This window comes from Actinoplanes solisilvae (genome assembly GCF_003999975.1).
Classification (GTDB): domain Bacteria; phylum Actinomycetota; class Actinomycetes; order Mycobacteriales; family Micromonosporaceae; genus Actinoplanes; species Actinoplanes solisilvae.
This window is the reverse complement of the sequence record NZ_RJAC01000006.1, coordinates 119387-142431: the sequence shown is the minus strand read 5'-3', so window position 1 is coordinate 142431 and position 23045 is coordinate 119387. Positions and strand designations below refer to the sequence as shown.

General features: G+C 71.5%; 18 protein-coding genes. 4 read left to right on the top strand and 14 right to left on the bottom strand.

What is annotated here, in order from left to right; all coding sequences use genetic code 11:
* Positions 1-6: 6 nt before the first annotated feature.
* From EER30_RS18375 to EER30_RS18360, 4 genes are all read left to right on the top strand, one after another.
* Positions 7-1176 carry a nitrite/sulfite reductase gene (locus EER30_RS18375; protein ID WP_240670119.1) on the top strand — a complete coding sequence of 390 codons (1170 nt, stop codon included), beginning with the start codon at positions 7-9 and terminating at the stop codon, positions 1174-1176.
* Positions 1176-1793: a precorrin-8X methylmutase gene (locus EER30_RS18370; protein ID WP_127501706.1), complete on the top strand. Its 618-nt coding sequence runs from the start codon at positions 1176-1178 to the stop codon at positions 1791-1793. The genes EER30_RS18375 and EER30_RS18370 overlap by 1 nt, the downstream gene beginning before the upstream one ends.
* Before the next feature lies 1 nt (position 1794).
* Complete coding sequence (locus EER30_RS18365; protein WP_127501705.1) at positions 1795-3384, top strand: precorrin-2 C(20)-methyltransferase; 1590 nt, start codon at positions 1795-1797, stop codon at positions 3382-3384.
* A gap of 172 nt (positions 3385-3556) precedes the next feature.
* Positions 3557-5209 carry a glycoside hydrolase 5 family protein gene (locus tag EER30_RS18360; protein WP_240670118.1) on the top strand — a complete coding sequence of 551 codons (1653 nt, stop codon included), beginning with the start codon at positions 3557-3559 and terminating at the stop codon, positions 5207-5209.
* Here EER30_RS18360 and EER30_RS18355 read toward each other — a convergent pair.
* The 14 genes from EER30_RS18355 to EER30_RS18295 form a co-directional block, all read right to left on the bottom strand.
* Entirely contained in the window at positions 5143-6501 is a 1359-nt protein-coding gene (locus EER30_RS18355) for a glycosyltransferase (RefSeq protein WP_164842371.1), read from the bottom strand. The two genes, EER30_RS18360 and EER30_RS18355, sit on opposite strands and share 67 nt — an antisense overlap.
* Positions 6455-7699, bottom strand: coding sequence for a glycosyltransferase family 4 protein (locus EER30_RS18350; RefSeq protein WP_127501703.1), 1245 nt, complete (start codon positions 7697-7699; stop codon positions 6455-6457). Before EER30_RS18350 ends, EER30_RS18355 begins: the two co-directional genes overlap by 47 nt.
* Complete coding sequence (locus EER30_RS47110) at positions 7696-8949, bottom strand: lipopolysaccharide biosynthesis protein (protein ID WP_164842370.1); 1254 nt, start codon at positions 8947-8949, stop codon at positions 7696-7698. The genes EER30_RS18350 and EER30_RS47110 overlap by 4 nt, the downstream gene beginning before the upstream one ends.
* Positions 8943-9740 (bottom strand): hypothetical protein, encoded by a 798-nt coding sequence (locus EER30_RS18345; RefSeq protein WP_127501702.1) that lies wholly within the window; start codon positions 9738-9740, stop codon positions 8943-8945. Before EER30_RS18345 ends, EER30_RS47110 begins: the two co-directional genes overlap by 7 nt.
* Positions 9737-11641, bottom strand: a complete 1905-nt coding sequence (locus EER30_RS18340; RefSeq protein ID WP_127501701.1) for a DUF6541 family protein — start codon at positions 11639-11641, stop codon at positions 9737-9739. The genes EER30_RS18345 and EER30_RS18340 overlap by 4 nt, the downstream gene beginning before the upstream one ends.
* Complete coding sequence (locus EER30_RS18335; RefSeq protein ID WP_127501700.1) at positions 11638-12762, bottom strand: glycosyltransferase family 4 protein; 1125 nt, start codon at positions 12760-12762, stop codon at positions 11638-11640. The genes EER30_RS18340 and EER30_RS18335 overlap by 4 nt, the downstream gene beginning before the upstream one ends.
* Positions 12759-13574, bottom strand: coding sequence for a glycosyltransferase family 2 protein (locus EER30_RS18330; RefSeq protein WP_127501699.1), 816 nt, complete (start codon positions 13572-13574; stop codon positions 12759-12761). The genes EER30_RS18335 and EER30_RS18330 overlap by 4 nt, the downstream gene beginning before the upstream one ends.
* 75 nt (positions 13575-13649) lie before the next feature.
* Entirely contained in the window at positions 13650-14408 is a 759-nt protein-coding gene (locus EER30_RS18325; RefSeq protein ID WP_240670116.1) for an L-type lectin-domain containing protein, read from the bottom strand.
* A gap of 110 nt (positions 14409-14518) precedes the next feature.
* Positions 14519-15637 (bottom strand): aromatic ring-hydroxylating oxygenase subunit alpha, encoded by a 1119-nt coding sequence (locus EER30_RS18320; RefSeq protein ID WP_127501697.1) that lies wholly within the window; start codon positions 15635-15637, stop codon positions 14519-14521.
* 4 nt (positions 15638-15641) lie between these two features.
* A complete protein-coding gene (solA, locus tag EER30_RS18315) occupies positions 15642-16790 on the bottom strand; it encodes an N-methyl-L-tryptophan oxidase (protein WP_127501696.1) in 1149 nt (382 codons plus the stop codon).
* A 10-nt stretch (positions 16791-16800) separates the two neighbouring features.
* Positions 16801-19128, bottom strand: a complete 2328-nt coding sequence (locus EER30_RS18310) for a GcvT family protein (protein ID WP_127501695.1) — start codon at positions 19126-19128, stop codon at positions 16801-16803.
* Positions 19125-20075 (bottom strand): ABC transporter substrate-binding protein, encoded by a 951-nt coding sequence (locus EER30_RS18305; RefSeq protein ID WP_127501694.1) that lies wholly within the window; start codon positions 20073-20075, stop codon positions 19125-19127. Before EER30_RS18305 ends, EER30_RS18310 begins: the two co-directional genes overlap by 4 nt.
* Complete coding sequence (locus EER30_RS18300) at positions 20072-22006, bottom strand: ABC transporter permease (RefSeq protein ID WP_127501693.1); 1935 nt, start codon at positions 22004-22006, stop codon at positions 20072-20074. Before EER30_RS18300 ends, EER30_RS18305 begins: the two co-directional genes overlap by 4 nt.
* Entirely contained in the window at positions 22003-23037 is a 1035-nt protein-coding gene (locus EER30_RS18295; RefSeq protein ID WP_127501692.1) for a quaternary amine ABC transporter ATP-binding protein, read from the bottom strand. The genes EER30_RS18300 and EER30_RS18295 overlap by 4 nt, the downstream gene beginning before the upstream one ends.
* Positions 23038-23045 lie beyond the last annotated feature (8 nt).

Here is a 23045-nt window from a genome sequence, read left to right as displayed (position 1 = left end):
CGGGCCGTGCCTGCCCGCCAGTCCGACGTCGACGCGTGCCCCGGCGCGCTGCGCCTGCATGCCGCGGCCGACGGTCCGCTCGCCCGCGTGCGCCTGCCCGGCGGGCTGCTGACCGGCGAGCGCCTGGCCGTCCTGGCATCGTTGGCCGCGACCTACGGCGACGGCCACCTCGAGCTGACCTCGCGTGCGAACGTGCAGATCAGAGCGCTACGAGAGGCAGACCCGACCGTGCTGGCGGCCCACCTGCACGCCGCGGGCCTGCTGCCGTCCGAGACCCACGAGACCGTACGCAACATCGCCGCCCCGCCGTTGGCCGACGCCACGCTCCGCGGGTTGGTCGCCGGCCTCGACCGCGCCCTCTGCGCCGACCCGGCCCTGGCCGCCCTCCCCGGCCGCTTCCTCTTCGCCGTGGGCAAAGTCCCGCTGACCGCCGACGTGGCCGCCGTCCCCGACGGAGACGCGTTCACCCTGCACCTGGCCGCCCACGACACGGGCCTGCGCATCCCAGCCAACCGCGTCGTCGAAGCCCTGCTGGCCGCCGCCCACGCCTTCCTGACCGAACGAGCCCGCACCGCATCGAAAGCCTGGCGCCTCCACGAACTCCCCGACGGCCCGAATCGGGTCGCCGCCGAACTGGGCCCGTCGCTCATGAGTGCGCCGTCGTCCGCCGCCGTCGAGGACGAAACATCGATGATCGGCCTGCTGCCGCAGCCGGACGGGCTGGTGGCGGTGGGAGCCCTGGTGCCACTGGGGCGGCTCGGCGGGAAGGCGCTTCAGCTGCTGACGACAGCTCGCCGCCTGGTCTTCACGACGTGGCGCGGGGTCGTGGTGCCCGATCTTACCCACGAGGACGCCCGGCAGTGGGCGCGGGCGCTGGCTGAGGCGGGACTGCCGGTCGACGCCACGTCGCGCTGGGCCGGGGTCACCGCGTGTGCGGGGCGACCCGGTTGTGCGAAATCTCTGGCCGATGTGCGCGCCGATGCCGATGACACCAGCGCCTGGTCGGACGGGCTGCCGGTGCACTGGATCGGCTGCGCGCGCGGCTGCGGCAGCCCGCCCGGCCCGCACGTGCGGGTCGAGGCCACCCCCGCCGGCTATGCCGTGACCCGGCAGCCGGGCGGGGAGACATTCACCGGCGACACGGCCCACGCGGTCGCCGCCGCTAGGAGGAACTGATGGATTACGAGAAGGACGGCGCTGAGATCTATCGGCGTTCCTTCGCCACGATCAGGGCCGAGGCCGATCTGAGCGGCCTGCCCGCCGAGGTCGCCCGGGTCGCCGTGCGCATGATTCACGCCTGCGGCATGGTCGATCTGGTGCGCGATCTGGGCTACAGCTCGCAGGTCGCCGTCGTGGCTCGCAAGGCTCTGCTCTCGGGCGCCCCGGTCCTGTGCGACGCCGAGATGGTCGCCTCCGGCATCACCCGCAAGCGCCTCCCGGCCGGCAACGAGGTCGTCTGCACCCTGCGCGACCCCAGCGTGCCCGAACTGGCCGAAAAGCTGGGCACCACCCGCAGCGCGGCCGCCCTCGACCTGTGGCTCGACCGCCTCGAAGGCTCCGTGGTCGCGATCGGCAACGCCCCGACCGCGCTCTTCCGCCTGCTCGAGATGATCGAGGCCGGTGCCCCGCGCCCGGCGGCCATTCTGGGGATCCCGGTCGGCTTCATCGGTGCGGCCGAGTCGAAGGACGCGCTCGCCGCCACCGACCTGGAACACCTGATCGTCCGGGGCCGCCGCGGCGGCAGCGCCATCACCGCGGCGGCCGTCAACGCCCTGGCCTCCGAGGCGGAGTGAAGTGACCGACAACCCCAGCACCACCGGCAAGCTCTACGGGGTCGGCGTCGGTCCGGGCGACCCCGAGTTGATCACGCTGAAGGCCGCGCGGCTCATCGAGTCGGCCGGCGTGGTGGCCTATCACGCGGCCCGGCACGGACGCAGCAACGCACGGGCGATCGCGGCCGGGCTCCTGCGCGAGGGACAGATCGAGGAACCCCTGATCTACCCGGTGACCACCGAGGACACTGATCACCCGGGCGGCTACCAGGGCGCGATCGACGAGTTCTACGCCGAGGCGGCAGCACGGCTCGCGGCCCACCTCGACGCCGGCCGTGACGTGGTGGTGCTGGCCGAGGGCGACCCGTTCTTCTACGGCTCCTACATGCACATGCACAAAAGGCTGGCCCACCGGTACGACACCACGGTCGTCCCCGGCGTCACGTCGGTCAGCGCCGCGTCGGCCGTACTGGGCCGGCCGCTGATGGAGCGCGACGAGGTGCTGACCGTGCTCCCCGGCACGCTGCCGCCCGCCGAACTGGCCGCCCGCCTGGCCGCCACCGACTCGGCCGCCGTCATGAAGCTCGGCCGCACCTTCGACGGCGTCAAAGAGGCCCTCGCCAAGTCGGGCCGCCTCGACGACGCCTGGTACGTCGAGCGCGCCACCACCGACCGCGAACGGCAGTCGCCGCTCGCGGACGTCGACCCCGAGTCGGTCCCCTACTTCTCGCTGGCCCTCCTGCCGAGCCCGGCCGCGACCGCGTTCGTGGAGGGTGAAAGGGAGTCCGCCACCGACGGCGAGCAGGGCGGGGCGGATGGGCGCGAAGGTTCCGCCCGCGGGCCCGAAAGCCGCGAACCCAACAGGGGCAGCGTCACCGTCGTCGGGCTGGGGCCCGGGGATCCGTTGTGGCTGACGCCGGAGGCACGGGCCGCGCTGGCTCAGGCCGACGATCTGATCGGGTACGTGCCCTACCTCGAGCGGGTTGCTACCGGATCGCACCAGCGGAAGCACCCGTCCGACAACCGGGTCGAGGCCGAGCGGGCCGCGTTCGCCCTCGATCTGGCCAAGCGCGGGCGACGCGTCGCCGTGGTCTCGTCGGGCGATCCGGGGGTGTTCGCGATGGCCGCGGCCGTTCTCGAGGTCAGCGAGGACCCGCAGTGGAAGGACGTCCCCGTGCGGGTCGTCCCCGGGCTCACCGCCGCGCAGGCCGTGGCCAGCCGGGCGGGCGCGCCGCTCGGGCATGACTTCTGCGTCATCTCGCTCTCCGACCGGCTCAAGCCGTGGGACGTGATCGCGGGCCGGCTGGCCGCCGCGGCGAGCGCCGACCTGGTGATCGCGATCTACAACCCGGCCTCGAAGACCCGGCGCGAGCAGCTTGTCAGCGCCAAGGAGCTGCTGCTCCAGCACCGCGACGGTGACGCCCCGGTGGTCGTGGGCCGCGACGTCGGCGGGCCTGCCGAGGCCGTACGGGTCACCACGCTCGCCGAGCTCGACCCGGCGACGGTCGACATGCGCTGCCTGCTGATCATCGGCTCGTCGCAGACCCGCGCGGTCCTGCGCGGCGACGGCGAGACCTTCGTCTACACCCCGCGGCACTACCCGGCCGGGTAGCCGAACGAAAAGCAGCGGCCGGGCACCGATCAGGGTGCCCGGCCGCTGCACCATGCCCGCACCCAGCGGCAACGGCAATGCAATCAGCGATTCCGATACCAGGAAACCATCCGACCGATTGGAGGGGTCGCTCCCGAACCCGTTCCGTACACCTAACGAAGGGCACACCCACGTGATCTCCCCTCGCCGCTTCGCCGCCGTCCTGGCCTCGTCGCTGCTCCTGGGTCTCGCCCTTCCGGGAGCCGCCACCGCCGCCCCGGCAAAGCCCGCCGTCAAGACCGCCGCCGCCAAGACCGCCGCCAAGACGGCTGCCGCGAAGGCGGCCAAGGCGAAGGCCGCCCAGGCCGCCGCGGCCAAAGCCGCCGCCGCCAAGAAGGCCGTCACCGCCAAGGCCACCACGACCGCCAAGACCACCACCGGCACCACGGCCAAGGTCGCCGCCACGACCACGACCGTCCCCACCCTCGCCTCGCGCCTCGCCGGGGTGAAGACCGCCAAGTCGCTCAACTACTACCCGTCCGGCGCCGGCTGGTCGAAGATGTGGACGAACTGGGACCCGGCCAAGATCGACGCCGACCTGGCCAAGGCCGACGCCCTCGGCGCCGACAACGTCCGGATCATCATCTTCCCGTCCACGTTCGGCTGGCCCCGGCCGTGGAACGGCTACCAGGACCGTCTCGCCACGTTCGTCGACACGGCCGCCGCCCGCGGCATGACCGTCAAGTTCACCCTCTTCGACTGGTGGAACGGTTACGGCGAGGTCGCCAACAGCACCTCGTGGGCCACCACGATCCTCAAGCGTTACAAGGACGACAAGCGCGTCCTCTCGGTCGAGCTGCAAAACGAGTTCAACCCGAGCGACGCCGCCGCCGTCGGCTGGGCCAAGAAGATGGTCCCGGCTATGCGTTCGGCGTTCCCGACGATGCCGCTGACCTTCTCGGTCGACGGTCAGAGCGGCGCCCCCGGCATGGCCAAGATCAAGGCTGCGCTGACCGCCAGCCCGCTCGACTACTACGACTTCCACTACTACGGCAACTCCGAGCGCGCGCTCGCCGTGATCAAGAACGCGCAGGCCACCGTCGCCCCGGCCCCGCTGGTGATCGGCGAGGTCGGCCTCAACACGCTGCAGAACACCGAGGGTGAGCAGGCCGCGTTCCTGGCCCGCGTGTTCGAGGGCGCGAAGGCGGCCGGCGTGCAGTCGGTGGCGCCGTGGACGCTCAACGACTTCGTCCAGGGCGCGATCCCGTCGTCCGCCGTCTCCCGCATCCCGGCGCAGTACAGCTACGGCCTCTACCGGGTCGACGGCAGCGCCAAGCCGGCCGCCGCGGTCGTCAAGGCGGGCTGGACCGGCACCGCCCTGCCGGCCTCACTGATGGACCCCAGCTTCGAGTCGACCGTCGGCCTGACCCCGTGGCGGGCCTACCTGCCCGAGCTCGGCCTGGCCGTCAAGACGCAGAGCATGGCGCGCACCGGCAAGTGGTCGGTCAGCATGACCAACACCGGTAAGACCTCCGCCGGTTCGCCGTCCTACCGGGTCGCCCCGATCGCGCCGGTCAAGTCGGGCCAGAAGTGGCACGGCGAGGTGTGGGCCCGGGGCAACGCCGCCACCGGCACCACCCAGATCGCGCTGAGCTGGTTCGACGCCAACGACAAGTGGCTGGGCGGCGCGTCCTCGACGTGGCTGCCGGTGGGCACCACGGGCTGGACCAAGCTGGTCGTCGACGGGGTAGCCCCGGCCGGCTCGGTCAGCATGCAGGTTCACCTCAAGTCGGGCGAGAACAAGGGCACCGTCTGGTTCGACGACGCGCTGATCTCGGCGTCCTGAGGAGCAGACCGAGTAGCGAACCGAGGAGCGGGCTCAGGAGCGGGCTCAGCGACGATCACGCCCATCCGGGCGAACAAGCGAGTGAAGGCGGCCACCGACTGCTCCCACGAGGAGGGGTCGGTGTGCCGCCTTCCGGCGTTCGCGGTGGCGGTCACGATCGCCCCCGCCAGCGCCGACGGCGACCCGGCCGGCACCAGGGTCGTACCGGAATAGCGGGAAGCCGCCTCGACCAGCCCGCCCACGGCGGTGACGACCACCGGAAGCCCGTGACTCATCGCGATGTGCAGCGGCCCGCTGGCCGAGCTGCGCCGATAGGGCAGCACCACCACGTCGGCCGCCGCGAAGAACCCGTCCACCTCGGAGTCGGCCACGTAGCGGTTGACGAACGTGATGCGCGAGCCGGCCGGTGAATCAGCGATCATCGAGGCCGGCAGGGTCCAACCCTCCCACGTCTCCCCCACGACCGTGAGCGTGTAATGCGACGGCAGCTTCCCGAACGCCTCGATCAGATCTTCCAGGCCCTTGTACGGCCGGATCGTCCCGAAGAACAGTAGGCGGCACGATTCAGAAGACGAGCGGGCGGAGGGCACGCAGACGGGCGCTGGCACGGAAACGGGCACGGGCGCTGGCACGGAAACGGGCACGGAGACGCGCTCAGGCACGGCGTGGTGGTCGAACGGCCCGTGCAGCGCGACCTCGTCCGGCACACCTCTGAGGTCGTACGTCTGACGCAGCGCGACCCGGTCGAAGCGGGAGTGCACGACCACGCCGTCGGTCCGCCGCAACAGCGGTTTGATCAGTTTGCGGCAATACAGCGAAGCCCACCGGTGCCGCGCCTCCCCCGTGTCCTGCACCTCGTGGAACTCGATCACGACCTTGATTCCGCACAGTCGTGCGAAAAAGCAGAGCACCAGGTACGAGTGCAGCACGGTGCCCGTCCACCACTGCAGCACCAGCACCTCGGGCCGGAACGCGCGCAGAAACCGCACCGCGCGGATCAGGCTCGGCACCCCCCACCAGTCGACGCCGTCGAAGACGCGCACCTCAGGACCGTACGAAAGCTCACTGAGCCGCTGACCGACCCGCTCGCGGCCGGGGTAGAGCCGCGTGGGCAGCAGTTGCCGCATGAGAATCACGCCGACGTCGTAGCGCGAGGAGAGCGCGTTGCTCAGCCGGCAGGTGTAGTAGCTGATCCCGGAGAGGAATCGCCAGCCGGAGCCGACGACCACGACCCGGGTGCGGCCGTCAGCGGGAAGCGGTGGCGGAAGCGGTGGCGGTGGCGATGCAGGCACGGTAGACCTCCTCGATCTGGGGGACGACGCGGGCGGCGGTGTAGTCCAGCCCGCGCTGGTGACCGGCCGTGCGCAGCCGCGCGGCCAGCCCGGGTTCGGTGAGCAGGCGCTGGATGGCGGCCGCGAGCGCGTCCGGGTCGCCGACGGGAATCTGCAGCCCGGTCTCGCCGTCGCGGATCATGTCGGCCAGCCCGCCCGCCGCGGTGGCGATCAGTGGCGCCCCGGCCAGCAGCGCCTCGACCGCGACCTGCCCCATCGGCTCGAACACCGACGGCACGATGCCCGCCGCCGCACCGTGCCAGGCCGCCATGACCTCGTGGTGCGCGACGTTGTGCCGCACGACGACGCCGGGCGGGATCGGCGGCGTGTCGGTCCGCGGGGTGCCGAGGCAGACCAGAGCGGGCTTCGGCTCGGGCAACCGGGCGTACGCCTCGAAGAGCACGTCGATTCCCTTGTGCGGCCCGAGTTGCCCGACGAAGAGCAGGTACGGCCCGTCCGGCAGCCACCCGGGTCGGGGCGTGGCGCGGGCCAGCGCGTCGAGCCCGTCCGGCACCAGGCTGCTGATCACGCGGATCGGCAGGTCGTCGGGCACCCGGCCGTGCCCGACCCCGTCGGCGACCGCGGGCGAGATCGCCGTGAGCGCGTCGATCCCCCGGTGCCGCTGGACCCGCAGCCCCGTCGCCAGCAGCGCCGACTTCGGCCGGCCGTACTGCTCGGACGCGCACGGCACGCAGCGGCTCAATCGCGGCCCGCCGCACCCGCGCCCGCCCGTCGTGAACGTCTTCTTGACGCAGGTGAACCCGAAGTCGTGGGCCGTGTGCACGTGCGGGCGACCGTCGGGGCCGTGCCGCAACGGCAGGTAGCTGTACATCATCCAGTCGTGGCTGTGCACCACGTCGTAGTCGCCGGTCCGCAGCACCCGCCGGATCGCCGCCGTGGTCAGCGGGTCGGCCGTGGTCGGGTGGAACGGCTTGGTCGCGTCCTGATTCATCCCCGGCAGCAGGGTGTTCGCGATGCTGCGTACGCGCTTCACCCGTACGCCCCTGATCTCCTCGTCGTGCGCGGCGAGCGGCGTCGCCAGCGTGAGCACGGTGACCTCATGCCCGCGCCGCACCAGCTCCTCGCTGCTGGTGGCGATGCTGCGCTCGAGCCCGCCGATCACCGGGGCGTACAGGTTGGACAGATGAAGGATCTTCATGCACGGGCCTTTCGGGCGCGGAGGATGACGCGGGAGACGACGACCACGGCCCCGGCGGTCTGACCGGCCAGCCAGGCGAGCCCGGCCGCCGCAATGCCGGTGCCGGGCAGCCAGAGCCAGGCCAGGGTCAGGCAGACGGTGGCCATCAGCAGGTTGAGGCGCAGGCAACGGCGGAACCGGCCGAGTGAACGCCAGTGGGCGACGGCCAGGTTGGTGATCGCGTCGGGCAGCGCGGCGAGCACGAGAATGCGCAGCAGCAGCTCGCCCTCGGCGGCGTAGCCCGCGCTGAAGAGCCCGAGCACGCGGTCGCCGGCGAAGAACAGCAGCAGCGCCGGGGGTCCGGTCACGGCGACCACGACGGCTACGGCGCGCGGCAGGCCGGCCGAGCCCGCGTTGGTGCGCTCGGCATAGAACGCCGACGCCACCGCGGGCGACACCATGAAGAGCACCGCCGCGGTCATCCAGGCCACGTAGAAGTGGGCGTTGGCCTCGGACCCGAGCCGCGCGGTGACGAGCACGGGTAGCAGCGCGGTCGGACCGGCCTGGGCGAGGTTGATCAGGTGGTGGCCGCCCAGCGAACCCTGCACGTGCCGCACCTCGGCGCCGATCCCCGCCCCACCCAACCGCGCGCCGGGCCGCAGCCGAGGCACCATCGAGACCAGGGTGTACGCCGTGACGGCGACCGACGGCACTGTCCAGGCGAGCAGCACCACGCCCGCTCCGCCCCACCCGGCTCCGGTGAGCACCGCGAGGGTGGCCAGTTTGCCGCCGGCCAGGGCCAGGTTGCGCCCGAGCATCCCGTGGCTGGCCCGGTGCGCGACGAAGACGTGGTCGAGCAGGGTCGACGCGGTCAGCGCGACGGACGTGACCACCAGCGCGGCGACGCCGGACGAGCTACGCAGGAAGGCGAAGTTCGCGGCCAACGAGGGCAGCACGCCGGCCGCGGTGAAGGAGGCGACCGTGGTGGCGCCGCAGCCGAGCAGCAGGCCGGCGCTGACGATGCGGGACCACGCGGCCACGCCGGTGCCGGGCAGCCGCTGGATGAACAGGTGCCCGATGCCCAGATTGGACACCATGCTGACCACGGTCGCGATCGAGATGAGGGCGGTGGCGGCGCCGATCGCGGGCTGGGCCAGCTCGCGGGCGGCCAGCAGCCAGTAGAGGTAGCCGAGCCCGGCGGTGGCGACCGTGCTCGCCATGATCAGCACGCTGTTGCGGGCCAGCGAGTCGCGCGCGACGGTCCTCAGCACCCGGCCGACCCCCGCCCGGCCGGACCCCGACCGTAGAAGACAGTGCTGGTCACGCCGAGGCTGATCTCGATGCGGTGCAGGCAACTGTCGGGCGGCGCGGGCACGTGGACGAAGAACGCGCGGGTGACCCCGGGCTCCACGGCGAGAGCGCGGCCGGAGACGAGCCGCGCGCCGACCCGTACGCGAAGGGGCTCTGCCGCAGCGGGAAGACCGGCTCGGCTCACCCGCAGGGGAACGACCACGCCGCGGGCCGGAATGGAAAGCGGACCGTCGATGTCTCCGGCCCAGCCGTTGAGGGCCAGACTCGTGTAGCCGGGCTCGGGCGGGCGCGGCATCCGGTCGTACGCGGACAGCGTCAGGAACCCGGTCAGCACCGCGAGCAGAGCGGGGATCGTGACCGCGGCGATCGCTCCCGGCAGACGCGGATCGCCGGGCGGGCGACCGGCGCGCTCCCGCAGAAGAACGATCGCGCCGAGCACCGTGACCACGAGCGCGAGCCCGGCCCCGATCGAGCGGGCCCGGATCCCGACGCCGGCGACGTGCAGCACGATCGCCACGAACGGCAGGCTGACCAGCCCGGCCGCGGTGGCCAGACCGATGCGCAGCACCGGGGGCATCGCCTCGCCGGCCAGCGCCCGCAGCCACAACTCGCCCGCCGCGACCAGCACGACCACGCACAGGGCGGCGAAGACCCACGGCCGGCCGGCGCCCAGGACGCCGGCCAGTTCGTCGCCCAGGCCGAGCCCGATCAGCGCGGCGCAGGCCAGCAGGATCAGGCGGGGCGTGGTCATCGGCGCACCGGCTGGTCGAGCGAGTCGAAGTCGAACCGGTAGATCGCGATGTTCCCGCTGTCGTAGATCTTGATCGTCCAGGGGGTGGCGTCGAACTTGGTGAGCTGTCCGAGCGTGAACGCGGGTTTGTCGCTGTGCGGGACCGGCTCGTTGGTCTCGAAATAGATCTGGATCTCCGGCACCTCGCGGGCCATCCGCCGGTCGACCACCAGATAGCCGAAGTTCCACGAGCTGAGCTGCTCGATCAGCCGCGGCGAGACCGCCCGGCCGGGCTGGGCGAGGTAGAGGTCGTAGGTGGGGAACGAGTGCGAGCCGGTGACCGGCCGCTGCCCACCGTACGAGCCGAAGATGAGCCCCGAGTAGCGGTCGGCGACGATCCGCAGATCGCGGCCCTGGGTGGAGCGCAGCCAGTCGGAGGCGGCCTGCACCTCGGGGGTCGACGAGCGGGTGTCCGAGCCGAAGACGGGCGGGCCGGGGAAGCGGTAGGACGGGTTCATGCCGGCCGCGGTGTTGCCGACCATCACGACCGCGCAGACGGCGAGCAGGGCGAACTTCGCCTTCCGCTCGAGGATCGCCACCACGACCGGGGCCACGACCAGGGCGATGCCCAGGTAGCTGAACGCCCACGAACGCCGCGCCCCCTCAGCGCCCGACGGGGTGAGGATCAGCAGTGCCGCCGGGAAGTAGAGCGAGCCGAGCACGAGCATGGCCAGCGCGCCGCTGCGCGACACCGCGTCGCCCTCGGGCCGGCTCCGCAACCGCAGCGCGGCCGCCAGCATCGCGATCGCCGTGACGCCCTGCGCGCCGAACGCGGCGAGCTGCTCCCACCAGGGGGCGACCGACTCACGGAACAGGGTGCGGCCGCCCTCGCCGCTGTCGCCGGCCATCCCGGCGATCTGGTCGAGGGCGCGGGCCAGATAGGGGTCGAGGTAGCCGGCGGTGCGCGGCGCGACGACGCTCAGCCAGGCCACGACGAGCGCGGCGGCCGCGCCGGTCAGCGCCCAGGCGGTCCAGGTGACCGCGCGCGGGGTGCGGCGGCGCAGCGCCCGCACCGAGGCGACCGCGCAGAGGATCAGCATCATGCCGATCAGCCCGAGCGCGGTCAGGTGGTGGGTGGCGATGGTCGCCGCGCAGAGCATGAGCGTCACCGCCGACCAGCCGAGCCGCACCCGGCCGGCCGGCCCGCGCATCGCCCGGTGCAGCGCGACGAGGGTCCACACCAGCAGGGCGATCGCCACCGACTCGTACCCGAACTGGGTGTCGAAGAAGAGGAACGAGCTGTTGAGGCTGTAGATGATCGCGGCCACGGCGGCGGTGCGACCGTCGCGCCAGATCTCCTCGGCCAGCACAGCCACCCCGAGTACGACCAGCAGGTGCGCGACGACCAGCACGAAGAGCGCGGCGTGCCAGATCGAGATGCCGGTGAGCGCCGAGACCGACGCGACCGTCGAGTGCAGACCGGGGAAGTCGCCGACCACCTTGACGATCGGGTTCTGCTCGAAGAGCCGGCCGTCGAGCAGGATGTCGCTGGCCTGGCGCCAGTGCGCGAACTCGTCGTGGAAGAGCGGGCCGTCCGGCGTACGCAGCAATTTCGGCAGGTAGGTGAAGCAGGCATAGGCGGTGAGGATCGCGACCCGCAGGCGGGCGCCGGTGCGGCGGCGCACCAGCCACGCCACCGCGGGCAGCGTGAAGACCAGCATGCCCAGCCAGAACAACCCGAACTGGTGGCCGGTGTCCCACTCGGCGGCGTTGGTCGCCGCAACCAGCAGCGCGGCCCCGGCGGCGCCGGTCACGACCAGCGTGGCGGCACACCAGCCGGTTCTCTCGCGGGCGGGGGCGGGGCTGGGAACGGTGACGGCGAGCTCGAGACGGTCGTCGGGGACCAACCGTGTCAGGGTCATCGGTCGCCGGCCCCGGCACCCGCCCTGGCCTGCTGGATGACGTGGACCGGAGGCGCCACGCTCGCATAGATCTCGCGGGTCGCCAGCACGACGTCGCTCCAGGTCGGCAGCGTGTTGCGGCCGTGCTCGGCCCGGGGGCTGCCGGCCGCGACCCGCAGCGCCTCGGCCAGCGCCACCTCGTCATCCGGGTTGACCAGCCAGAGCGGCGCGCCCGGCGCGGCCATCGCGGCCAGCTCGCGGTGCGCGGGTATGAACGACGCCACGGTCGGAAGGCCGGCGGTCAGCGCGTCGGCAACGGCCATGCCGAACGCCTCGTGGGCCGAGGCCGACACCACCGCGGCGGCCGACGCCATCCGGGCGTGAAAGGCGGCGTCGCCGAGGCGGCCGTGGAAGACGACCCGGTCGGGGAGCAGGCCGAGCCGGGAAGCGAGCTGCTCCCACTCCTCGCGGGCCGGTCCGGCGCCGACGACGTCGAGGCGGTGCTCGGCCGAGAGCTGAGTCATCGCGCGGATCACCCGGTCGACCCGCTTGTAGCGCTCGAGCCGTCCGACGCAGAGGATGCCGCGCCCCGGCTCGGGGCTCACCACCAGGTCGGGGGCCGGGTCGGTGCCGTTGGGGACGACCACCATGCGGCGGCGGGCCTCGGGGAAGTGGCTGGTCAGCAACTCCCGCTCGGCCCGCGTAACACAGACGATGCGGCCGGCGCGGGCCACGATGCGGCGGCCCAGCGGCCGGTAGAGGGGGTGCAGTGCGGCGCGCAGCCGGCTGTGCCCGGTGCCGTGGTAGTGCGGCGTGAACACCAGCGGGGTGCTGTTGGTCAGCGCGGCCGGCAGCGCGGCCAGCGCGTGGTAGCTGTGGGCGTGCAGCACGTCGTAGCGGCCCGCGTTGCCGCGCAGCCAGCGCCACAGCCCCAGCGAGAAGCGGTAGTTCGAGGCCGAGACGGTCAGCGGGAAGCGCCGCACGACGACGCCGTCGATCGTGTCGACCGAGCCGGTCGTGTGCTGGGTGAGCACCTCGACCTCGTCACCGGCGGCGACCAGCGCGGCGCACAACCGGCGTACGTGGGTCTCGACCCCGCCCACGTCGGGGTGGTAAGCGCTGGTGACGACGCCGATCCTCACCGGCTGCGCTCCACCGCGCGGTGGGCGCCGGCTCGGGCGGTACGGCGGCGCGGCCACTCGCGGGCGATGGTGCGCAGCACCCGCAGGCCGTCGGTGAACGCGTTGAGGTTGCTCTCGCCGTGGATGCGGCGCTGCTCGAAGCTGGGGATCTCGACGATCTGCAGGCGGGCCCGGGCCGCGCGCAGGTTGAGCAGGGTCTCGATCTCGAAGCCGTCACCCCAGAGGCGGCGGTCGGCCTCGGTGGTGCTGTCCAGGTCGAACACGTCCAGGTGGCGGGCCCAGAAGGCGTTGTAGCCATAGCAGAGGTCGCTGTAGCCGGTGCTGAACAGCACGTTGACCAGCGTGCTCAGGCAACGGTTGCCGGCCCGGCGCAGCCGCGTGATGTCGGCGCTGCCACCGGCGCCGGAGAACCGCGACCCCTTGGCGAAGTCGGCGCCGGAGCGCAGCGCGGCGATGAAGCTCGGGATCTCCTTCGGGTCGGTCGAGCCGTCGGCGTCGATCATGACCAGGATGTCGCCCGTGGCGGCGGCGAACCCGCAGGCCAGCGCGTTGCCCTTGCCGCGGCGGTTCTGCTGCACGATGCGGATGCCCGGCATCAGGCGGCGGGCGACGTCGACGGTGTCGTCGACCGAGCCGCCGTCGACCAGGATGACCTCGTCGACCTCGGGCAGCGCGGCCATCACGTGCGGCAGGTTCCGCGCCTCGTTGAGGGCCGGAATGATGACGCTGACCAGGGGCTCACTCGCGCCGACGACCACCGGCGGGGGCAGCTCGGTTCCCGCCTGGGGGCGCGCGTAGGGGACCGTAGACATCACTTCACTCCAAGACTCGGTGGGGACGTGCGGGGATGCCGCCGGTGCCGCGTTCGGCACCGGCGGACTACCTGGTCAGGCGCTGGACCCGTCGAGGGTCCAGGAATAGATGTCCTGCTTCGACAGGCCGGTGCCGGTGGAGGCGGTGAAGCCCACCCACGCCGCGTCGTCGCCGACGTGCTCGGCCAGGTCGATCTCGTGCTCCAGCACCAACCGCTCGGTCGCGCCGGAGCTCAGCCGCTTGATGTAGACCCGCAGCAGGCCGTCCTCGGCGTCGTAGACGACCCGGGCGCTGAACGGCCGGCCGAACAGCGAGATCGGCGAGTCGGCGACGTCCGACTGGTAGTTGGGATTTCCGCCCAGCACGACGGCCAGGTGATTGCTGTTCGGGTCGTACGTGTTCTGGTAGGTGTCGAATTCGACCGCCAGGCTCGGCTCGATGCCGCGGTAGCCGACGCCGCCGCCCCAGCCGCCGAGCGCCCGCGGGCCCTCGGTCTGCACGACGAACGCGATGCCGTCGGCGCCCGGCCGGAAGTGGTGAAGGTAGGCCTTGAACGTCGACTCGAACGACTCGGTGACGTCCAGCTTGGTGGTCGACCAGGCCGAGCCCGACTGGCGGTAGCCGCCCGGCGTCAGCCGCAGGATGCGCTGCTTGACCTTGCTGCCCGACGAGACGATGAGGTCCGCGGCGCCGTTACGGTCCAGGCTGTCGGCGGCGCCCTTGAAGGTCGGGTAGTCGATCAGCGGATCCGCGGTGGCCGCCGACGCGCCGACCGGGGTTATGGCGGTAGCTATCGAGAGGGCGAGGGCGGCTACTAGGCCAGCCCCGGCCACCCTCGTGGAACGTGAAGAAGACACAGTTCTGCGCTCCGATTCGGATGATTTGCCCCACTAGGACTGGCTAAAAGTAGGACAGTGCGCAGAGCCTTGTGACCGAGTCGAGACTATTTACCCCGAATCTGATGCAGTCGGTCCGTTACCCACGAATGGAACGCGCCGATGTGGTGCTCACTCGGCACGAGCACACCCCCCTGGGCGTACGCCCGTGAGGCCATCGAAGGCTGGCAGCGCTCGCACGCCTCGAAGTCCTGCCGATTCACCCGATCGAACAGCTCGACCGAGGGACCGAGATCCACCCCGGACGCGACGACCTCGGGCAGGAAGAGCCAGTCGCACTCCACGATCGTGCGGTCGGCGGCCAGCGGGAACATGCGGTGAACGATCGCGTGGTCGGGCACGAGGTTGACAAAAACCTGCGGCTTGATCGTGATCGCGTAGTAGCGGCGGTCCTGCTCGGCGGCGATGGTGCCGATCGGGGTGACACCCTGACCTCCGTCCACGGTGAAGCCCTCGACGCCCGGGCCGAACTCGGCGCCGTGGCCCACGTAGTACTGCGCGGCGTAGCCACCGGCGAACTCGGGCAGCACGCGCACCAGCTCGGGGTGGATCGTCGCGCAGTGGTAGCACTCCATGAAGTTCTCGATGATGAGCTTCCAGTTGGCGCGGACGTCGTACCGGATGCGCCGGCCCACCTCGAGCGCCTCCAGTCCGTAGCGTTCGATCGCGCCGAGGTCGCCCAGGCGCTCCTCGCAGGCCCCCATCACGTCCTGCTCGAACGAGGGCGGGTCATCGGCCAGGCACACCCACACGTAGCCGAGCCACTCCTTGACCGCGACGCTTCGCAAACCGTATTCAACCTGATCGATGTCTGGCATCTTGACCAGGTTGGGCGCCGCCACGAGCTTTCCTTCAAGTGAGTAGGCCCAAGCGTGATAGTCGCACCGAAATGTACGCTTCACCGCGCCCGATTCCTCCGTGCACAGCCGCGCTCCCCGATGCCGGCAGACATTGAGGAAGGCCCGCGCCAACCCGTCCGCGCTTCTCGTGATCAGCAGGTTCTCCCGGCCGACCTGCACAGTGCGGAACGCGCCCGGCGTGCCCACGTCGGAGCTGCGGACGGCGCAGAACCACATGCGCTCGAAGATCAGGTCCTGCTCGCGGGTGAAGATCGACGGGTCGGTGTAGTAGTGGCCGGCGAGCGTGGGGATCAGCGACGAGGCCATGGGGTTACTCCACGGTAGGCGTGAACCGGCGGGGGTCGAAGAGTCCGATCGGGTGAACGGTCGCGTCGCAGGTAGCCAGGTCGGCCAGGATCTCGCCGACCACCGGCACGAACTTGAAGCCGTGGCCCGAGAAGCCGCAGGCCACGACGACCGCCTCGTGCGCGGGGTGGCGCGCGATCACGAAATGCTCGTCGGGGGTGGTGCTGTACATGCAGGGCTCGCCGCGCAGGAACCGGCCGGGCAGGTCGGGCAGGCGCTGCCCGCAGTACTCGACCATCTCGGCGATCTCGCCCTCGTGCACGTCGGTGTCGAGCGTGTCCGGCGTGGTCAGGCTGCCCCGGCGGAAGAACGCGATCTTGGCGCCGCCCGCGGGGCCGTCGATCGCCGGGAAACCGTAGATCTGGCCGCCCTCGGTGTCCTCCCAGATGTAGATCGGGTGCCGGTCGGGCAGGAACGGCTCGACCCCGCCGCGGGGCTGGTACCAGTGCTGCACCTGGCGCTCGATGCGGAACTCGACGCCCAGATCGGCGAGCAGCTCGGGTGCCCACGGGCCGGGCGTCATCACGAGCCGCCCGGCGGTGTAGGAGCCCTGCCCGGTGGTGACCCGCACCCCGTCGCCGACCGGTTCCCAACTCGTCATCGGCTCGTGGAAGCGCAGGTCAGCGCCGTACTTGCCGGCGAGTTCGAGGTTCGCGGCGACGGTGGCCTCGGGGCGTACGAAACCGGCCTTGGCCTCGAAGAGCGCGATCTCGTCGGGCCGGGGCGCGAGGGTCGGGAAGCGGCGGCGCAGCTCGGTCGCGTCGAGAATCTCGTGTTCGAGGCCCCACTGCTCGGCGCTGGCCCGGCTGCCCGCCACCGTCCGGCTCTCCGGGCGGCCGATCATGACGCCGCCGGTCAGGGTGATCACGTCGCGGCCCGAGTCGACGGCGAGCTGGTCGAACAGGTCGTAGGCGCGCAGCAGCAGCGGCACGTATTCGGGACCCTCGAAATAGGACTGCCGGGTGACCCGCGAGCCGCCGTGACTGGCCCCGTGGCTGTGCGCGGGACCGTACTTCTCCAGGCCCAGCACGGTGTGGCCGCGCGCCGCGAGCTGCAGGGCGGCCGCGCTGCCCATGCCGCCGAGACCGACAACGATGACGTCGTACGCCGACATGACGCCTCCTCTAGGTGCGCAACCGTTCGTGAGCGGGGTCGAACAGCGGCTCGGCGGCGACGGTGGCGCCCAGCCGTCGGTCGAAATACCCGATCTGCAGCCTCGTGCCCGGCTCGGTCAGGGCGGTCGGGAGCCAGGCGTACGCGATGGGCGCGCCGATCGTGGGCCCGAAGGCCGCGCTGGTCACGAAGCCGACCGGCGCCCGTCCCGCGTACACCGGCTCGCGGCCCATCGGCACGATACCGACGTCGTCGACCCGCAGGCACGTGAGCTTCTTGGGTGGTGGCGTCTCATCTCGCAGCTCCCGACGCACGGCGAAACCGAGACCCGCTTCGTACGGGGTGTCCTCGGTGCTCATGTCGACGCCCCAGAGCCGGTAGCCCTTCTCGAGGCGCAGGCTGGTGAAGGCGGCCCGTCCGGCGGCGACCAGCCCCAGGTCACGGCCGGCTTCCCAGAGGGTGTCCCACAGCCGGAGCCCGTACGCGGCCGGGGTGTAGATCTCCCAGCCGAGCTCGCCGACGTAGGAGAGCCGCAGCATGGTGACCGGAATCGTGCCGAGATAGCCCTCGCGGGCCTGGAAGTAGCGGAACGCGGCCGGTCCGACGTCGATGTCGGTCAGTGGGGCGACCAGGTCGCGGGCTCGCGGACCCCAGACGCCCAGGCCGCAGGTGCCGCTGGTGACGTCGCGCGCGTCGATGCCGTTCTTCCGCAGCCACAGCAGGTCAAGCGGGCCGTTGACACCGAGCTGGAAGCGCTCCTCGCCCAGGCGGGCCACGGTGATGTCGCTGCGCACGCCGCCGGCCTCGTCGAGCAGCAGGGTGTAGGTGACCGAACCGACCGGCTTGTCGATGTTGTTGCTGGTCAGGCGCTGCAGATCGGCAACGGGCGCCTCGACGGCCAGACGCATGAGCGGGGTCATGTCATAGAGGGCGACGCGCTCCCGCGTGAGGCGGGCCTCGGTCTCGGCGATCGGGGACCAGTGGCGGCTCGACCAGTCATCGCGCGCGTTCGGCGTCGCCGGGGCGGCGTTGGACTCGTACCAGAGAGGTCGCTCCCACCCGGCCGCCTCGCCGAACACGGCGCCGAGCTCGCGCTGGCGGGTGTGGAAGGCGCTGACCCGCACGTCGCGCACCGACGGCGGGTCGAGGGGATGGATGATGTCGTAGACCTCGACAAAACTGCGGACAGACCGTTCTTTCGTGTACGCCGGGGCGAGCTGGGCGTCGTCGAAGCGGTTGAGGTCGCATTCGTGCAGGTCGAAGGTGGGGCGGCCGGTGACCAGCCACTCGGCCAGCTCGCGGGCCGCGCCGGCCGAGTGGGTCACCCAGATCGCCTCGGCGGTCCAGAAGCCGGGCAGGTTCTTGGACTCGCCGAGCAGGGGGAAGCCGTCGGCGGTGAAGGAGAAGACGCCGTTGAAGCCGTCCGTCCGTTCGGCGTCGCGCAGGACGGGAAGCAGGTCGGCGGCGGCGTCCCAGGACTCGGCGAACGTGCCGGCGGTGAACGGGAGCATCGACGGGTGCCCGCCCTCGGCCAGCTCGTCGAGGCTCACCGGCATCGGATCGTGCAGGTAGGAGCCGATGCCCAGCGACTCACCGTGCGCCCGGAAGTAGAGGTCGCGGTCTTGATGGCGGACGATGGGCATCGTGTCCGCAGCGCCGACCCCGCTCGTGCGCACGTATTGGTGGGCCATCGGGAGCAGCGGGATCGTGGTGCCGGCCAGCTCGCCGATTCTCGGACCCCAGAAGCCGGCGCAGCTCACCACGACGTCGGCGAGGTGTTCGCCGGTCGCGGTGCGCACGCCCGCCACCCGGCCGTGCCGCTCGAGCACCTCGGCGACGCGGCTCTGCCCGATGAATCGGGCACCCCGGCCTTCCGCCCGGCGCGCCTGCGTCTCGGCTGCCTTGATCGACCGGGCCAGGCCGTCGGTCGGCACATGCAGCCCGCCGAGGACGCGGTCCTTGTCGAGCAGGGGGAAGAGCTCGGCTGTCTCGACCGGATCGAGCACGGCCGAGCCGATCCCCCACGACTGGCCGAACCCGAACCGGCGGTGCAGCTCACGCAGCCGCTCGGGCGTGGTCGCCACCTCGAGGCTGCCGACCTGGTCGAAGCAGTCGAGCGCCGAGTATTTCTCGACGGTGTAGCGGGCGAGCCGGGCCATCGTGCGCGACGGGTTGGTCTGGAACACGAGGCCCGGCGCGTGTGAGCTGGACCCGCCGGTCACGAAGAGCGGCCCCTGCTCCAGCACCGTGACGTCGGTCCAGCCGCGCACGGTCAGCTCGTCGGCGAGCGCGCACCCGACGATGCCCGCCCCGACGATGACGACCTTGGGGCCGGTCATCGGATCCAGGGCTTCCAGGTGGCCTCGTGCTCGGCCGCCCATTTCTCGGCCGCCTTCTCGGGCGTCATCCCCTGATTGGTGATGTAGTCGGAGACGAGGTTTTGGTCGTCGTTGGTCCACGTGAAGTTCTTGATGAGCTGGTAGGCGGTGCTGTTGGCGTCGGCGAACTTCTTGCTCGCGATCTTGTCGAGCACGTAGTCGGGGTAGTCGCAGGCGACCTTCTTCGGGTCGGCGTCGCAGCCCGTTTTGTAGGCGGGCAGCTTCACCCGCACATACTTCTCCTTCGCGAACAGCCACTGCGGCTCGTAGAAGTAGAAGAGCAGCGGCTTCTTCTGCGCCGAGGCCTGCTGGGCCGCCTTGATGATCGCCGCCTCGCTGCCCGAATAGACGACGGTGTAGTCGAGCTTGAGGTTCTTGACCAGGGCGGCGTCGTTGGTGACGAAGGACGGGTCGCCGGCGAGGAACTGGCCCTTGCCCTTCGACTCCGAGGTCTTGAAGAGGGCCGCGTACTTGTTGAGGTTGTTCCAGTCGGTGATGTCCGGGTGCTCGTCGACCATCCACTGCGGTACGTACCAGCCGATCGTGCCCTTGTTGCCGGTCGGGCCGACGTCGACGGCGACCTTCTTCTGCTCGATGTAGGTCTTCTTCAGGTCGGCGTGGCCCCAGTTCTCGACGATCGCGTCGACCTCGCCGGTCTCGAAGCCCTGCCAGGCGATCTCCTCCTTGAGCTCCTTCTTCTCGACCGTGTAGCCCAGCTCCTTCTCGAGCAGGTGGGCGATGACCGCGGCGTTCGCCTCGTAGCCGACCCACGGGTTGATCGCGAGGTTGACCGTGCCCTTCGGCCCGGCGCTCGGCTCGCTCTCCTCCCCCGCGCCCGAGGTGGCACCGCCGCACGCGGCCAGGCTCGCTATCAGGGCCGCGGTGGCGGCCGTCCGAAGTGTTCTCATCGGCGAGGTCCCTTCGAGTCGTGGAAACCCTGGGTCAGGCGGTCGAGCACGATGCCGAGCAGGACGATGGCGAGACCCGCGGCCAGCCCCTGGCCGAAGAGCTCGCGCTGGGAGAAGCCGGCGACCACGTCGTAGCCGAGGGCGCCCGCGCCGACCAGGCCGCCGACGACGACCATGGCGAGGACCATGACGATTCCCTGGTTGGCCGCGAGCAGCAGGCCACCGCGGGCCATCGGGAGCTGCACCTTCCAGAGCAATTGCCGCGGGGTCGAACCGGCCGAGCGGGCCGCCTCGACGACGGCCGGTGGCACGTCGCGCAGGCCTCGCTCGACCAGCCGCACCACGGGTGGGACGGCGAAGATGACGGCGGCGACGATGGCGGTGAAGCGGCTGGCGCCGAAGAGGGCCACGGCCGGGAGCAGATAGACGAACGAGGGCATCGTCTGCGCAGCATCGAGCACGGGGCGCAGGGCGGTGGCGAGGCGGTCGTGGCGGGCGCAGACGACGCCGGTCGCGACGCCGATCAGCATGGTGAGCACGATCGCGACCAGCACGGTGGCGAGGGTCTGCATCGAGTGCTGCCAGAGGCCGAGCCCGGCCAGGCCCGCGGCGGCCGGGGCGGCCACGGCGGCGGCCCGCCAGCCGCTGATCAGAGTGCCGAAAGCGGCGACCGCGGCCACGAAGAGCCACCACGGGCTCGTGACCAGCACGGTTTCGAGCGGGTCGAGAACGCCGGCGCTGATGCCGTTCTTGAGGCCCTCGGTCACGTCATACCAGTGCAGCTCGATCCAGCCGACCGCGTCGTTGACGGGCGCGGCGAAGGAGTAGGCGGGGAGATCGGCGCTGCCCAGCGGGATGAACGCGGCGGCAACGACGGCAATACCGACTCCGATGCCGCCCCGGATGCTGAGGGAGCGACGGACGCGACGGGCGGCGTTCGTCGTGATCCGGTCGAGCACGACGGCCAGGATCACGATCGCCAGCCCGGCGTCGAAGGCCGCGCCGACGTTGACCCGTTGCAGGGCACTCACGATGTTCTGCCCCAGCCCGGGCGCGTCGATCAGGGCGGTGATCACGACCATCGACAGCGCCAGCATGATTGTCTGGTTGACCGCGAGCACGATGGTCGGCCGCGCCATCGGCAGCCGCACCTTGCGCAGCAGTTGCCATCGCGTCGAGCCCAGGGCCGTGGCCGCCTCGACCGCGGACGGCGACACCTCGCCGATGCCGAGCGCCGTGATCCGGATCGTGGCCGGCACGGCGTAGATCATCGTGGCGATCACGGCGGCCGGCTCCCCGATGAGGAAGAGCAGCGTCATCGGTGCGAGATAGGCGAACGTCGGCAGGATCTGCATGACGTCGAGCACCGGACGCAGCGCCGCCCCGACCCACCGCACCCGCGCAGCGAGCACCCCGAGCGGCACGCCGATCGCCACCGACAGCAGCACCGCCGAGACCGTCAGCACCAGCGTGTCGACGCTCTGCTCCCACAATCCGAGCACCGCGAACGCCAGAAAACCGCCGAGCGCCAACAACCCCGTACGCCAGCCCGCGAGGACCACCCCGAGGCCGGTGATCGCGGCGACCAGCCCCGCGAAGCCGAGCCCGGAGAGCGCCGCCTGCACCGCGTCGACCAGGAGCCGCACCCCCAGCCGCACATAGTTGATGCCGTAGAGGAAGACCGGACTGCTGTCCCGATTGGCGTCGACCCAGTCGCGCACGCCGTCGAAGAACCGGAACGCGGCGGCGTCACCGTCCTCTGTGGCCCCCTCAGTCCGAAAGACGACATAAGCAGCCACCGTCACAACACCCAAAACCACGGCCCACAAACGCCGCCAGGGCCGCCTCCGCCGCCCGACCGCCGCCACCTCCCCGGCCGTGGGCGTCACCCTCCCGCTCCGAAGAGCCGGCGGGGGAACGGTGGCTGTCATGCGGGCACCTGCCGGTGATGGCCGATCAGGGCTGGGAGCAGGCGGTCGGCGTCGATCACGCCCACCCGGCGCACGCCGTCGACGACGGGGATCGGGCGCTCGGCGCGCAGCACGCGATGCACCGCGTCGCGGATCACCGTGTGCTGGCTGAGCGGCTCGTCCTCGCAGCGTTCACCCGGGGCCGGCTCACGCATGATCCAGCGCAGCGTCAGCACGTCCGAGCGCGGCACGTCCCGCACGAAGTCGGCCACATAGGAGTCGGCCGGCGCGCCCACCAGCTCTTCCGGGGTCCCCACCTGCACCAGCGCGCCGTCGCGCAGAACGGCGATGCGGTCGCCCAGGCTCAGCGCCTCGGACAGGTCGTGCGTGATGAAGACCAGCGTCTTGCCCACCTCGCCGTGCAGCCGCCGCACCTCGGCCTGCATGTCGCGCCGGATCAGCGGGTCGAGCGCGCTGAACGGCTCGTCGAAGAGCAGCACCTCGGGATCGGTCGCGAGCGCCCGCGCCAGTCCGACCCGCTGCTGCATCCCGCCGGAGAGCTGGTCCGGATACTGGTTCTCGTGGCCTTCGAGGCCCACCAACGCGAGGGTCTCACCGGCCCGGCGATGCCGCTCGGCCCGCGACCTCCCCTGGATCTCCAGGCCGTAGGCCACGTTGTCCAGCACGGACCGGTGCGGCAACAACCCGAAGTGCTGGAACACCATCGCCACCCGGCGCCGCCGCAGCTCCCGCAGGCGCGAGGGGTTCATCGCGCGCACCGGCTCGCCCCCGATGCCGATCTCGCCGCTGGTCGGCTCGATCAGCCGGGTCAGGCACCGCACCAGCGTCGACTTGCCGCTGCCGGACAGCCCCATCACCACGAAGACCTCGCCCGGCCGCACGTCGAAGCTGACCCCGCGTACGGCGATGACGCAGCCCGTACGCTCGCGCAGCTCGGCCCGGGACAGGTCGGCCAGCGGCGAGCCGACAACCCGTTCGGGGCGGGGGCCGAACACCTTCCACAGATCCGCGACCTCGATCATCGGTGTCATCCGGCCCT